This window comes from Caballeronia sp. LjRoot34 (assembly GCF_964253815.1).
Lineage (GTDB): Bacteria > Pseudomonadota > Gammaproteobacteria > Burkholderiales > Burkholderiaceae > Caballeronia.
Map to the genome: position 1 here is coordinate 940,214 of NZ_CAXUSB020000001.1, position 13,074 is coordinate 953,287.

General features: G+C 55.3%; 19 protein-coding genes. 17 read left to right on the forward strand and 2 right to left on the reverse strand.

Annotated features, from left to right (window positions below; genetic code table 11):
* Window positions 1–12: 12 nt before the first annotated feature.
* Window positions 13–144: a hypothetical protein gene (locus ACSQ36_RS04075; protein WP_436180988.1), complete on the forward strand. Its 132-nt coding sequence runs from the start codon at window positions 13–15 to the stop codon at window positions 142–144.
* 68 nt (window positions 145–212) lie between these two features.
* Here ACSQ36_RS04075 and ACSQ36_RS04080 read toward each other — a convergent pair whose 3' ends face one another.
* On the reverse strand, window positions 213–692 hold the full coding sequence (locus ACSQ36_RS04080; RefSeq protein ID WP_436180989.1) for an energy transducer TonB family protein: 480 nt from the start codon (window positions 690–692) through the stop codon (window positions 213–215).
* 114 nt (window positions 693–806) lie between these two features.
* On the opposite strand from ACSQ36_RS04080, the gene ACSQ36_RS04085 reads away from it, so the two are divergent.
* The 5 genes from ACSQ36_RS04085 to ACSQ36_RS04105 all read left to right on the forward strand — a co-directional run bounded on the left by ACSQ36_RS04085 (window position 807) and on the right by ACSQ36_RS04105 (window position 2,206).
* Entirely contained in the window at window positions 807–965 is a 159-nt protein-coding gene (locus ACSQ36_RS04085) for a hypothetical protein (protein WP_213762520.1), read from the forward strand.
* 130 nt (window positions 966–1,095) lie between these two features.
* Window positions 1,096–1,299, forward strand: a complete 204-nt coding sequence (locus ACSQ36_RS04090; RefSeq protein WP_436180990.1) for a BrnT family toxin — start codon at window positions 1,096–1,098, stop codon at window positions 1,297–1,299.
* Window positions 1,300–1,314: 15 nt separating this feature from the next.
* Entirely contained in the window at window positions 1,315–1,593 is a 279-nt protein-coding gene (locus tag ACSQ36_RS04095) for a BrnA antitoxin family protein (RefSeq protein WP_436180991.1), read from the forward strand.
* 72 nt (window positions 1,594–1,665) lie between these two features.
* Entirely contained in the window at window positions 1,666–1,932 is a 267-nt protein-coding gene (locus ACSQ36_RS04100; RefSeq protein ID WP_436180992.1) for a BrnT family toxin, read from the forward strand.
* Window positions 1,919–2,206 carry a BrnA antitoxin family protein gene (locus ACSQ36_RS04105; RefSeq protein ID WP_158936422.1) on the forward strand — a complete coding sequence of 96 codons (288 nt, stop codon included), beginning with the start codon at window positions 1,919–1,921 and terminating at the stop codon, window positions 2,204–2,206. Before ACSQ36_RS04100 ends, ACSQ36_RS04105 begins: the two co-directional genes overlap by 14 nt.
* A 767-nt stretch (window positions 2,207–2,973) precedes the next feature.
* Here the strand turns inward: ACSQ36_RS04105 and ACSQ36_RS04110 are convergent.
* Window positions 2,974–3,213, reverse strand: coding sequence for a hypothetical protein (locus ACSQ36_RS04110; protein WP_436180993.1), 240 nt, complete (start codon window positions 3,211–3,213; stop codon window positions 2,974–2,976).
* Here ACSQ36_RS04110 and ACSQ36_RS04115 point away from each other — a divergent pair.
* From ACSQ36_RS04115 to ACSQ36_RS04165, 11 genes are all read left to right on the forward strand, one after another.
* Entirely contained in the window at window positions 3,212–4,405 is a 1,194-nt protein-coding gene (locus tag ACSQ36_RS04115) for a reverse transcriptase family protein (protein WP_436180994.1), read from the forward strand. The genes ACSQ36_RS04110 and ACSQ36_RS04115 overlap by 2 nt on opposite strands.
* Window positions 4,383–4,589 (forward strand): cold shock domain-containing protein, encoded by a 207-nt coding sequence (locus tag ACSQ36_RS04120; protein WP_436180995.1) that lies wholly within the window; start codon window positions 4,383–4,385, stop codon window positions 4,587–4,589. Before ACSQ36_RS04115 ends, ACSQ36_RS04120 begins: the two co-directional genes overlap by 23 nt.
* 984 nt (window positions 4,590–5,573) lie before the next feature.
* On the forward strand, window positions 5,574–6,806 hold the full coding sequence (locus ACSQ36_RS04125; protein ID WP_436180996.1) for a tyrosine-type recombinase/integrase: 1,233 nt from the start codon (window positions 5,574–5,576) through the stop codon (window positions 6,804–6,806).
* A 92-nt stretch (window positions 6,807–6,898) separates the two neighbouring features.
* On the forward strand, window positions 6,899–7,423 hold the full coding sequence (locus tag ACSQ36_RS04130) for a hypothetical protein (RefSeq protein WP_436180997.1): 525 nt from the start codon (window positions 6,899–6,901) through the stop codon (window positions 7,421–7,423).
* 343 nt (window positions 7,424–7,766) lie between these two features.
* The gene (locus ACSQ36_RS04135; RefSeq protein ID WP_436180998.1) at window positions 7,767–8,135 is read left to right on the forward strand and encodes a helix-turn-helix domain-containing protein; all 369 of its coding nucleotides are present in this window, start codon (window positions 7,767–7,769) and stop codon (window positions 8,133–8,135) included.
* Window positions 8,132–8,551 (forward strand): hypothetical protein, encoded by a 420-nt coding sequence (locus tag ACSQ36_RS04140; RefSeq protein WP_436180999.1) that lies wholly within the window; start codon window positions 8,132–8,134, stop codon window positions 8,549–8,551. The genes ACSQ36_RS04135 and ACSQ36_RS04140 overlap by 4 nt, the downstream gene beginning before the upstream one ends.
* Before the next feature lie 351 nt (window positions 8,552–8,902).
* A complete protein-coding gene (locus ACSQ36_RS04145) occupies window positions 8,903–9,547 on the forward strand; it encodes a hypothetical protein (protein WP_436181000.1) in 645 nt (214 codons plus the stop codon).
* 201 nt (window positions 9,548–9,748) lie between these two features.
* A complete protein-coding gene (locus tag ACSQ36_RS04150; RefSeq protein WP_436181001.1) occupies window positions 9,749–10,075 on the forward strand; it encodes a hypothetical protein in 327 nt (108 codons plus the stop codon).
* Window positions 10,076–10,265: 190 nt separating this feature from the next.
* A complete protein-coding gene (locus tag ACSQ36_RS04155; protein ID WP_436181002.1) occupies window positions 10,266–11,243 on the forward strand; it encodes a phage protein in 978 nt (325 codons plus the stop codon).
* Between the two features lie 120 nt (window positions 11,244–11,363).
* Window positions 11,364–12,062, forward strand: coding sequence for a hypothetical protein (locus ACSQ36_RS04160; protein WP_436181003.1), 699 nt, complete (start codon window positions 11,364–11,366; stop codon window positions 12,060–12,062).
* Window positions 12,063–12,338: 276 nt separating this feature from the next.
* Window positions 12,339–12,857, forward strand: coding sequence for a hypothetical protein (locus ACSQ36_RS04165; protein WP_436181004.1), 519 nt, complete (start codon window positions 12,339–12,341; stop codon window positions 12,855–12,857).
* Window positions 12,858–13,074: the final 217 nt, after the last annotated feature.

The following is a 13,074-nucleotide window of genomic DNA, read 5'->3' on the forward strand; positions in this document are numbered from 1 at the left end:
GTATGTACGGCGATGAAAACGAACGGCGTTGGACTGCGCGCAGTGTGTCGCGGAGTCGACCGGTCAGGCGCGTCGATCAAGCGCTGGATGGGCGGCGACGACGGCTTTGCCGGCATGGCCGGCGTGGGGTATCGAAAATTATAACGACCGTGCGCCATGACCGGCAAGGAAACCGTATTGATGAATGCACCAATAGTTCCGCTCGGTTCCGCTCAATCGATGGTCGTTGCCTGCGGTGAATGGACGCTGCGTAGCTGGAATTGGCCGTTGTCGTTGAAGAGCCAGTCTTCGAACAAATCGAGCTGGCCGTTGCCGTCGAGCAGACGCGCGGGCGGCGTGGGCAATGGCGATGCGCGTCGCAGCGATGTGAGGGCAGTGGCTTCGGCTTCGTCGTCGCCATTGGTCCGATAGACCGATGACCGGATCACGCGGCCGTTGCGGTCCACGGTGAACGCGACCACGACGAGCGAGCGCAGCATGGCTTGTGGTGTGCCTTTGAGCACCAGCGACGGATTGCGATCGAAGATGTGTTGCGCGACGCGCACCTTGTACTGGTCAAGCGTCGCGCCGCTTACGGCGGCGGCGGGTTTGGGTTCAAGCGCGCTGGGCGGCGGGGTGATCGTGCAGGCGGCGATGGCTGCCGCGACTGCCGTGGTGAGCGCGATACGCGCGGTTTTCAAACGGGAGGTCATGGCTGGCGAAGCTCCACGAATTCGTTGCACTCATGCTTAACAATACGCGGGTGGTCCGGGTCTTGCTGCCCCATTTTGCACGTCCACTGCATTTTGATGCGCAAGGAGAAAGCCATGAGCAGCGATTCCACTGACGTGAAAAAGCCGAAGCCCGCCGAGCATAGCGATAACGAGGCAAGCAAGATGCCGGATCGCGCCGATGACGACCGTAAGCAGGCTCCGAGCGATAAGCCCGGGAAGAAGCAGGGGGAAGGCGAGCCGGACGTGGGGTGAGGTTTGGCGGTGTGTTGGGTACGCTAGCCCCGCATCGGTGACGACGCGGGGTTTTTTATCGAGCTAAAGCCAATTTTCGTACCAACAAAAAATGACATTGCTTTTGAGTTGATGTTAGTACAATAATTGGATGGGAATTATCTACGACAGCGCGAAGCGCGACAAAACCTTTAGTGAACGCGGACTGGACTTTGAGCTTGCTGCCGAGGTTTTTGCGGGCTTGACGCTGACGCAACCAGACTTGCGCTCCGATTACGGGGAACAACGATTCACGACTGCGGGCTGGTTGCATGGCCGGATTGTCGTGTTGGTTTGGACACCCCGCGCATCATAAGCATGAGGAAAGCAAATGACCGCGAAGCTAAAAGACTCACCCCGCACTTGGGTTGATCCCGACGATGCGCCCGAAATCACCAATGAATGGATCGCTGGCGCGGAGTTACGCGATGGGGGGAAGGTGGTTCGGCGGGGGCGTCCTCTAGGCAGCACGAAGACACCGACCACTGTCCGCCTGGACAACGAAGTACTCGAAGCGTTTCGCGCGACCGGACCGCGTTGGCAATCGCGCCTGAACGCTGCGCTCGCCGACTGGCTGAAGACCCACTCGCCGGACGAACTGCCGGTGTGATGCGCCTCGCTCTGATCTTTGTATATACAAAAAGACTGGCCGGGAACAAATTTTGTATATACAATTTGATCCATGCAAGTCTCCTTCGATGTGAATAAGAGCGCCCGCAACATCGCTGAACGGGGTTTATCGTTCGAACGGGCTGCTGAATTCAATTTCGAGACAGCGTTGATCGGTTCCGATGATCGGCGTGTTTATAGCGAAGTGCGGTACGTCGCTTTGGGATATCTCGACGAACGCTTGCATGTTCTCTGTTTCGCTGAAACCCATGATGGAATTCGCGTGATCAGTTTTCGCAAAGCTAATTCGAGAGAGGTGAATCACTATGCCAGCACGTAAGCCCATGATTGACGAGAGCGGCGAAGTTCGCGAACTGACTGCCGCGGACGTCAAGACGTTCAAGCGCGGTGGCGCTGCGTTACCCGCATCATTGCGAGCGAAGACGGGCGTTCGCGGTCCTCAGAAAGCGCCAACGAAGATTCCGCTATCGCTTCGACTTTCGCCGCAAGTCGTGGAGGCGTTTCGCGCGTCCGGTGAAGGATGGCAGACGCGAATCGACGTGGTTCTGGCCGATTGGCTCAAGACTCACTCGCCGGACGAACTGGCGGTGTGAATGGCTTGGTATGGAGGCGGGGAGTTGAAGCAGAGGGTTGCAGACAAGGCGGAGTGCTGTTCTGGCGGAAGCGGTGTCCCGAAGGTGTCAACTTAAAAAAGTACCGGGGGAAGTACCTGAAAATTTGGGTCCTTCGACTCCTGTGGAAAACGGGCAGAAGATCCGCAGAGCTATTGCGGGCGATGCTGAAAACTCTGGAGACATGGAGACAACTGATGACTACTTCTAAAACCTTTAGCAGAGGAACCTTTCAGTGTCTCCAATTTGTCTCCAAAACGAATGTTTGCTGAAGAGAGATTGGAGGCAAACGGTTGAGAGTTACTGCGCTAGGTGCGTCGCAACCGGTGATATACACCGATAGGCTTCGTGCATGCAAAGGTACCGCTCGGGGAAGCTAGCGCGCAAATGATCGCCCCACGCACCGACCTCTTCGGAGCGTCGGAAAAACATTCCCTTAGAAGAACCGATAGGTTAGAATTCCCGAATCAGGTGGATGCCTGAGGGTTGGGTTTAACAGTATTACGTAGGTCTAGAGGGATCCACGCTCGTCTTCGCAGATGGGCGATTACATTTAACGTGTAATCACGACCGGGAAGCCTCTGCTGGCGTTTTTGGAAACGGAACGCTGGTGGAGTGCGGATCGGAGCCTCCTTGGGGTGTACCCCAGTTAGGCGTGAAAGTGTGGGGAGTTGTCGGCGCAAGGTTATTTGCCCTCTTAGTGGCTCGTTCGGGGTAGGCGGGTGCTGCAGATTAACTGCAGACCGAACCTAAATGAGGCATGTATGACCAAAAAAATCTGTAACGTAATTACTGTAGTTGTCATGAACCCAGTTATTGACCGTCGGGAGACTGTTAATAGCCGCAAACCCGCCGGCGCCGGCAACATTAAAGACTTCTGGCGGGATCATTCCCGCTTGATCATCTTTATCGCAAGTTGCATGTTTCATGTTGTTATGAAATTTGTCAGCTAGCAATCCCCACAACTTTTTCTGCTTTAATGGCGCCATGGCTAGCTACGATAAGATCTACTACAACAGTTCGCCTATTGGCTCGATTTCTGCGTTAGCCACTACTTTGGACGTAAGTCAGTCCCGCCTTGAGAAGATTGCAGCTGACTCAAGTCAGTTCTATCTCGTCTTCCAAAAACAGGTTGGGAAAAAACTACGGACCCTATGTGATCCTATCGATGAGCTTAAAAGAATTCAGAAGAAAATAATCTCCCGGATATTTTCGCACTTGGAATTTCCCCCTTATCTGCACGGTGGAATAAAAGCATCTGATCCGAGGGATTTCCTGTCTAATGCAACTCATCATGCCCGCGCCCACATCGCTGTAGCGATCGACGTTGAAAATTTTTTCCCATCAATCAGCGAAAATTTGGTTGAAACTGCGTTTCGCCTATTGTTTAATTTCAAGCCCGACGTAGCCACTCTTCTTGCGAAGCTAACGACTCTTAACGGTAGCGTACCGCAGGGAGCGCCGACAAGCACTTACTTATCAAACTTTATAATGTTCGATAAGGAATATAGGTTAGTCGCGAAGCTGAAAGCACGGAACATTCGCTACACACGTTTAATCGACGACATTACGCTTAGCTCAGATAAGCCGCTTGATCCAAGTGTCGTCACTCGCATTACTACTGACGTTGTGAACTTACTAAGTAGCTACGGTTTTCGGCGGCATGAAAAGAAATACAAAATTTATACAAGAAGCAATCCTCACGAACTTATGACGATAACGGGTCTCTGGCTGAATCGAGGAGTTCCCAGAATAGCAAAGTCAACTCGAGATGAGATTTCGGCGAAAGTTGTCGCATTAAGCAAAAAAGCGCTTCGACCGGGCGCGACAAATGAGCCGGAATATCATGAGGAATTCGCAAGTCTTTCCGGAAGAGTCGCGGTGTTGCATAGACTGAAGCACACGGAGGGAATTAGGCTGCGTAGAATTCTGAGAAGCATCCCTCCTATCTATGATCTCGATCAGTGCATTAAGCTGCGAAAAATTATAGTGGCATTTAGTCGGCGCTCGGTTAATAGATCTAAACTCGGATATATTAGGAAGTTTTACAGGTTTCAATATTGTGTGGCCGTGATGAAAAATAGCAATCCCAAGTTAGCCAAGCAGCTTCAACGGGTATTGAACGCGGTACGGCCCACGAAAACTTTGAAGGACTTAAATGAGAGTAACGGGACGGCTTAAAGTCTATGACCCTGTGAAGGGGTTTGGATTCATCACAGTGGAGAAAGGCAAAGAGGTATTCGTAAACTATCAAGAGTTTGATGGGGCCTCGGACGCGGCCGTGGTCACGGGGCTTCTACTTGAATTTGATCTCGTCGAGGCGGCGAAAGGCCCCAGAGCCAGAAACGTCAAAATCGTCGGTTAACGACCGCTCATGAGCAGCACTCCGGGAGTCGTTGCAAGCTGTGCGCTAAAATCGGTCCGTCAAGCCGGTCTGGGCGCCGCATCTACTTTTCTGGCAGTCGAACCGAAAAAATCCGAGATCCTAACTATGCGCTTCCGATTTTCGATCTTCGCCTACCAGTGAGTGTGTCGAGAGGACAATTCGAAAAGGTGCTGGAAGAACGCGCTCGGCGCATAGAAGCTGGTCGAGTGGAAGATCACACTGATAGGCCAGAAGCCAAGGTACCTTTCTTCCTTCGCTATCTGCGCATCTTGGATGCGATTGAAGCAGGAGCGTTGTAGGCCGAGATAGCGGAGGTTCTTCGCAAAAATCTGGGCGGGGATCAGAAGAAAACCATTGCCAACAACCTGAAAGTTGCTTTGTCGCTCCGCGATGGCGGCTATCTCGCGTTGCCCCTATCGCAAATCGCAAGACCACGCAAAGAAGAACTTAAATACGGCTCTATTTAGGCGCTGAAGCCCATATAGCGTTGGATGCCTAGATAGCGAAGTTTGCATCCGTCTCTGCGCTTGGTTTCTCGTACGCCGAAACGTCAAATAATGGCCCCTATCCCGTGCCGCCTCGCACGGTCTCATAAGGTAGGAGCATAAATACCCGCACTGCAAAACACCTCGTCGCACACCGCGAAAATCATTCGCATGCGCGCGCTCACGGAGCGCGTCGGTTTAAGCAAGAGCGAGATTTACGGATACTAGAGACCTTAGATTCGCCGGAAGCCTTATGAGAAAAGGCTTTTCGGGATTTCATGACGCTGTCTGAATCGCTGTTTTTGGCGGAAGCGGTGTCCGCCATTTATCAATATCATGCAGTGTCATGACGTTTCAGTAGAAGCCTTATATACAAAGGAGTTGCGGGTAGTTGTTGCGTTAATCTGAGTCAACCAATATCATCTAATCGCAGCATGTTTGGCGGGTACGATGATGGGTTAACTCAGGGCGCGAGAAAATGCCAAAGGTAGCGAAAGAACTAGGTCCACTGGCGGTGTCGCGCCTCACGGCGGAGGGTATGCACCCTGTCGGCAAGGTGGCCGGGCTATACCTGCAGGTAACCGGCGCTAAATCGCGTTCGTGGATTTTGCGCGTTAAGGTGGGCGACCGCCGGCGCGAGATCGGGCTCGGTGCTTTCCCGGCAATCTCCCTCGCTGATGCGCGCTTAAAAGCTCAGCTAGAGCGCGACAAAATCCGAAAGGGCGTCGACCCTATCCTTGAGCGCCGTGAAGCTGCAAGTCGCCTCAAAGCAAGCCAGGATCTGGAGATGACTTTCGAGACCGCGGCTAAAAAATTCATGGATGCCAAATCGTCCGAATGGAAAAATCCGAAGCACGGCGATCAGTGGCGTAACACGCTGGAAACCTACGCCTATCCGTTTATCGGGCGTCTCTTCGTGCGCCACATCGGCCGTGACCATGTGATGCAAGTGTTAGATCCGATCTGGCTAACAAAAAATGAAACCGCGTCGCGTCTTCGCGGCCGCATCGAGGCAATTCTTAATTGGTGCAAGGTGAAGGCCTATCGGTCGGGCGAGAATCCGGCCACCTGGCGTGGCAATCTAGAGAACCTGCTTTCGAAGCCATCAAAGGTTCAGAAGGTCCGTAACCATCCGGCGCTTCCGTTCTCGGAAATTGGCGAGTTCATGCAGAACCTCCGGAAGATTGATGCCGTCGGTGCTCGTTGCCTAGAGTTCGCGATCCTGACAGTAGGTCGCTCGGGAGAGGTGCGCGGCGCCCGTTTCAGCGAAATTGATCGGGAAACAAAGGTCTGGCGCGTCCCGGGCGAGCGCATGAAGGCCAAGAAGGAACACCGCGTGCCGCTTTCGGAAGCCGCATTTGCTTTGATCGAGAAGATGCCGCAGACCGAAGATGACGGACTGATGTTTCCGAGCCCGCGCGGCAAGGTGCTGTCTGACATGACGTTGCTCATGATCGTCCGACGGATGGGCGTTGACGCCGTGCCTCACGGATTCCGTAGCACGTTCCGCGACTGGGCCGGGGAGATAACGAACTATCCGCGCGAGCTGGCCGAGGTCGCGCTCGCACACGTGAAGGGCGATGCAACAGAGGCAGCATACTGGCGCAGCGACATCTTAGAAAAGCGCCGGCGCATGATGGATGACTGGGCCCGCTTCATAGCAGCGCCAATGCCTAAAGGGACGGTGATCCCGCTGCACAAACAAGCATGACCGAACAACCGCGCCTAGCCCGACGGGGCGAATGCAGGGCTCCCTTACCCTGTCGGCGCGGTTCCTCAATAAGGGGTTTGCGGAAGGGCGCAATGGTAAAGAAGCCATCGTTTGCGGACATCAACAAGCGCAACAAGGATTTCTGGGCAGATATTCAAAAGCAAGTAGGCCCCCTGCTGAATAAGCCGTCGCTGGTCGCCGATACCATCGATGACATGAATGATGAAATCAAAAGATGGGGAAGCGTGAAGGGCGTTGCAAGTTTGGAATCTGCACTGATTAAAAAGGCGGCAAAGGAAAGCGCCCGACAGAGAAAGAACCGACAGGGAAAACCCGTCAAGAACCGAAAGCTGACGCACAGAGATGTGGTGATCGCAGCAATGCGTGCCGGAATCGCGAGGGACATGACGTGCTTGCAGTTTCTCGCCGCCGGCAAGAAAGATGCTTGGGAAGGACTTGAATTCGAGTTTCTGGAAGAGTCGGACTCCTACAAAGTTTCTTGCGGAATCCTTGAGCCAAGGACGGAAACCGATCCGCAAAAGGCGAAAGAGGCTGCCAGCAAGGTGGTGCCTTATAAGACGCTCGAAAGTTGGTACACGGTCGCAAAAAAATCCTGATCCCGAAGTAACCGGAAGTCTCGGGGTCGGTTCTTAGTACCGCTCCTTAATGAGTTTGCATGAACTCAGGTGAGCCACGACAAAGCGTGGCGATCTTTGGAGCGACATCATGTCCAAGAAATCGGTCGACGAAGCACTCGGCAGTTCTACGGTTCGCCACTTTGACGAACTACCCGGAAGCGCGCTAGTCGACGTCAAAGTTGTAGCGGCGGTCCGCGGAATCTCTATCCCAACCGCTTGGCGCCACGTCCGAAAAGGCATTCTGCCTGCGCCTCAGAAGAATGGCGGCTGCACTCGTTGGCTTGTGCGCGACTTGCGCGCGGCAGCTTGAGGAGCCGCGTATATGACCACCAGAAACAACAAGGGCCGCGACTCCGGCAAGAGTGCGACCCCGAAAAAGACCACCAAGAAAGATTCTAAGCAGAAGCCCGCTCGGTTGCAAGACATGAGCAGCGCCGCCCAGCGGAAACGCGTTCTTGAATACCTGCGCGCCTCGCCGCAGACAACCTATAGCCTTCGCGCCCACGGCATCTCACACCCTGCCCAGCGGGTTCGTGAGTTGATCGTCATGGATGGCTACCTGATCGATAGCAGCCCCGTGACGGCCATTGATAGCGATGGCTTCATGCATCGCGGCGTCGCGCTCTATTCGCTTTATGGTGAGCCGGCCACGCGCGACCTCTTCGAAGATTTGGAGGTCGCACATGTATGAAAAAGTCAAAGCGTCATGGCGCATCCAGTCGGGATGCGGGCGGCTTTGTGCCAATTCCATGGATGGTGCTGGACAGCGCCGCGTATCTTTCGCTGTCGCATCCAGCGAAGGCGCTGCTCTTGGAGATAGCACGTCAGTTCCACGGAGACGACAACGGGCGAATGATCGTCACGCTGGCGCATTTGAAGCCACGCGGCTGGACCTCGTACGACACGATCCAACGGGCAAAACAGGAATTACTGAACGCTGGCCTGATTCACGAGACGGTGAAGGGTCACAGACCGCACAAGGCGAGCTGGTACGGGCTGACATGGTTGAGCCTGGACAAGCTGGACGGGTACGACCCGGGAACGGCGGCCGGCTTTGTACGAAGCGCCTATCTGAAAACACAGCCCTTACTCCGCCAGGCGGTGTAGACGAGCGCCCTATTGCACCGGGAGACGGTGTAGAGACCCTTCCCACTACACCGGGAGACGGTGCAATAGAGCCCATTTTATGGCTTCTCTCTACACCGCCAGACGGTGACCCTCTAGATATGCCATCTACACGGGCAATTACGGCAAGGGGGAAAGCATGAGCGCGCCAATTCAATCTGACATCGAGCAGATCAAGCGAGTTCGCGCATCTGTCCGCCGGGCTCAAGTGAAAGCTCGCAAGGCGACGAAGGCAGCGGACGCCTTCTCCGCTGCTTGCCCTAATCCGTCAAGGGAGTCACAGAGCACGACCTCGGACACCCGCCATAAACCCTCCATTGGAGCAAAGAGCAAATGAACGAACGAATTGAGCTGAAGGCAGCAATCGAATCGCGGCGCGCTGCCGAGATGGCGCAACAGCAGGCCACTGAGACCTTGGCGCGTGCCGGGGAGTATCTGGCGACCGTTGAAAGCGAATTGGCGGTGCTGCAGGCTCGAAACCAATCCGAGATCGCGCAGCATGGCCGCCGCTTAGTTGAAAATTTCCGTGCTGGCGTGGATGGCGCGGCGCCCATTCAGTCCCAAACCGGTTCGCAGTTGATCGAGGCCGAACGTCAATATTCGGCGACCGCGGCTGCATACGCTGAGATTGAGCGAGATCTGTCGGAGTCCACCGCGGCCTACAAAGCAGCCGATATCGCCGTGACGATGACGGCGGCCCGCGTCTTGAGTGCTGAGAGCGAGGCGATTGCTGACGGCATTATCGAGGCAGAACGGCGCGCTGGTGAACTCCGCGAACAGCTCCGGGCAATCGTTACGATCTCGTCCGGCTTCGTACCTAGCCAGAAAGTGCGCGTACTCTCGCCACGCGCCATCGATGCCTTATCTCCGAAGGGCGATTCGCACGTTCCTGCAAATATCCATCGAGACAATGCAGCGACCTGGCGCACTCGCTTTGAAGCTTTACGCACTGACCCAGATTACGTTTTTCAAACCTGACCCAACTGAGGCGCAATTTCTGCGACGGCGGGTCAGGATGCTCCGCAGGTACGTCGCAGCGTGGGTTAGTCGATGAATCCCATGTGCATAAAAATCTTCGACAGCTCGGACGCCGTCGCAACGCGGGACGAGCCGGTGAGGCCGGGGGCGAGAGCCCTCGGCAACATCGTGACTTACAACCTCACACTTTTGGAGTACGAAATGACTGAAAAATTCATGGGTCGAGCCGGCGTCCACGACATGCCGGTTTCGTTCAACAATACCGAGCGTCTTGGCTATCCTGACAACTATCCGCTGAATGGCAGCGACGAGCGATCCGACAGTCTGAAGGCGCTCACAGTTGGCCGCTGGCACAAATCGATGTTCGAGGTCCATGACGACGGCGAGCACATCGAGGTCCGGCGCAAGCCTGAGATGGAAGTGACGGCCGCCGATGTGCGTGACGCTGCACTGCGAGATCCCCATGCAGGATTGAAGATGCTGAGCCGGCGGTTGAAGGCCATCTACAACAGCTCGCCGAAGGAATAGCCATGGACGACCGGCTGTGGTGTGTTTGGGTCGACGGTGTCGTGCAAGGCATCTACCCGCGAAGGATGGCATGGGACTTTGCAGAAGAAACGCGCCGGCAGCAGCCGGGATCGAGCGTCGCCATGGTTCGGTGTGATGCGACATTGCAGCCAGTACCCGACTGGGTATTGAAGTCGGATGGAAATTAGCCATGGCAAATCAATTCGGCCGAAAGGCATCTCTGATCGTCTCGACTGCCACGGTGGGGCTCGACCTATCGCAGATGCGGTTCAAGTTCAATACTCGAAACGCCGACGAGCAAGCGCCCGACACGATGTACGTTCGCATCTACAACCTCGCGCCGCAGACTGTCGCGAAGATCGGGACTTTCGGCCGCGCCGAGTTCAGCACGATCACGCTGCAAGCTGGGTATGAAAACGGCAGGGTCGGGATCATATTTCAGGGAACGATTAAGCAGACGGCCACCGGGCGCGAGCGTAACGTCGACAACTACCTCGACATCTGGGCTGCAGACGGGGACGACTGGTACAACTTCTCATGCATCAGCGTTTCACTTGCAGCAGGTCATACCCCGCAACAAGTCATCAGCGCCATCGTCAACGCGCCCTCAATCAACGGTGCGCCGCCCATCAACTTTGCGCAGGATGCGAGTGGCCTGATTGTCGGCGCTGGGGCAGGGCTGAAGCAGGCACTTTCTCGGGGCAAGGTGATTTTTGGGATGCCTCGCGACTATCTGCGCGATTGGGCGAACAAATACGGTTATCGCTGGAGCATCCAGAACGGCGAGATCGTCGTTGTGCTAATCACTGGCTATCGCCCGGGTGAAGCTGTAGTGCTGTCCTCAACGACGGGACTTATTGGGATTCCCGAGGCAACTCAGGATGGCGTCAAGGTGCGCGCGCTTCTAAATCCGTTGATCCGGATCGGGTGCCTCGTCCAGATTGCGCAGTCGGACATCAACCAGATCACCCAGCAACAGTGGGGGCTTAGTCTGAACCCGAAAACTGTCCCGACTGCAACGCTCGCGACTGCTGCGGGCTTCTATCGCGTCATGGTCGCGGAGTTTTCCGGAGATACGCGGGGGAACGAGTGGTATGTGGATTTGATATGTCTTGCCGTCGATGTGACGGCACCGGATCAAAACGATTCAGTCAAGTCATCCGGCTAACTAGGCGGAAGCGGTTTTCCGCATTAACGCACGGCGGCGCTTGGTCTGCGGGCAACCTAGAACAGGCGCCCGCCATCCTTCCCGCCATTGATAACCCTGATATTTGCAGGAGCAGAACAGATGACACAGGAAAAGCAGGAACCGCAGGCTGAAGCGATTGATCCGGTAGATGGGGCGACCGAACTGGCAGAGCCGGAAGCCAAGCACAAGAGTTCGAAGATTACCGCTATTTTGATGACCCGCCCGTCGTTCATGGCTGCACATACGGCCATGAGCTTCATACCGGACTCCATGAAGGATAACGGTCCGGCTAACATCCTGACCATGCACAAGGAATACTGGGGTATATGCAAGGAAGTGGTTGAAGGTGATATGACCATCCCCGAAGCACTTCTAATTGCACAGGCGATGTCGCTTAACTCGATTTACAACGAGTGCGCCAATTTGGCCGGCGCGAACATCGCGAATCGTCTACCTCAAGCCGAGGTACTGCTTCGCATGGCACTGAAGGCCCAGGCGCAATGCACTCAGACCCTGCGCGTGTTAGGCGAGTTGAAGAACCCGCGTGCGCCGGCCACGTTCGTGAAACAGCAGAACAATGCGGCGGGTAATCAGCAGGTCAACAACGCGCCGGTGACGCAGGGTGCGACCGCTCACGCGCACGGAGAAAAGGAAACGTCAGTCGCGACGAACGAACTATTAACCGATAACAGGGACGAGCAATATGACCAGACGCTGGACGCCGGAACAAAAATCGGCGCAGGCCGAGAAGATAAAACGCTGGAAGCCGTGGGAGCGATCGACCGGACCGCAGACTGACGAGGGCAAAGCCGCGGCCTCACAGAACGCCCTGAAGCACGGCATGAGGGGCGCGGCATGGATCGAGAAGCGGCGGGATCTGGCCGAACTACTTCGAGACGCGCGGGCGATGCTGCGGCGGTTCCGGTAGTTACCAGTCGCGTGGTTACCAGCATGGTTACCACGGTTTGGGCCTGTTTCCAGTGGCGTTGTTTCCAGCATGTTTCGACGGTTTGAGGGGGGGTGCGTTTCACGCGCACCCCTTATCAACTTGGGAATATGATAGGCGCTCGACAAATGGACATGGGTCGATTTATGTGTGGTTTTTGGCCTTCATCTCTCGTTGATTGGGCGCAGATCGCCGCCGCAATCGGCACCTGCGGCGCGGTGATCGTGTCACTTATTCTCGCCAACAGGGGGATTCAAACGAAGCTCGAAACGTCATGTGTAGTACTGCGCGGAATTGGCGATCCCCGCCTCAAAGTGGTTTATCGAAACGTCGGGCGCGACACCATTTACCTCGTAGGAATTGGAGGAACCGCAGCAGACGGATCAGAACTGCGCGAGAGGTTTATTACGGTCGAGGGCCACTTTGTCCTTCCTCCAAGCGCACCTGATACGACCATAATGGAAAAACACAACACCGTTACGCGGCCGGCCGATGGATTACCCAAACAATTCGTGCGCCTGTGGCTCGAAGACGTAAGTGGCAAACGGTTTCACGTCCGCAATTCGGACAAATGCCTCGGTGAATTGTGGAGTGAAATGCGCGAGGAGCCGGCCGCACCGATCGTGCGCCGCGACTTCCCTCAATAATCGCTTGGCGGATCACCCATCCGCCTTTTCACCAAGCCAGTAAACCGTCTCCGCAGAATATCCGAGACGCACCCACCATAAACCCCGCCATAAGCAATCCTGACTTAACCGGTTAGATCAGGACTCGCCTTTCAAATCGCTCTTAGGCTAAGTCCAAACGTTATCTCGAAGCAACTTGACGCATCAGAAGCAACTTAGCCCGTGTCGGTTGCGTTAA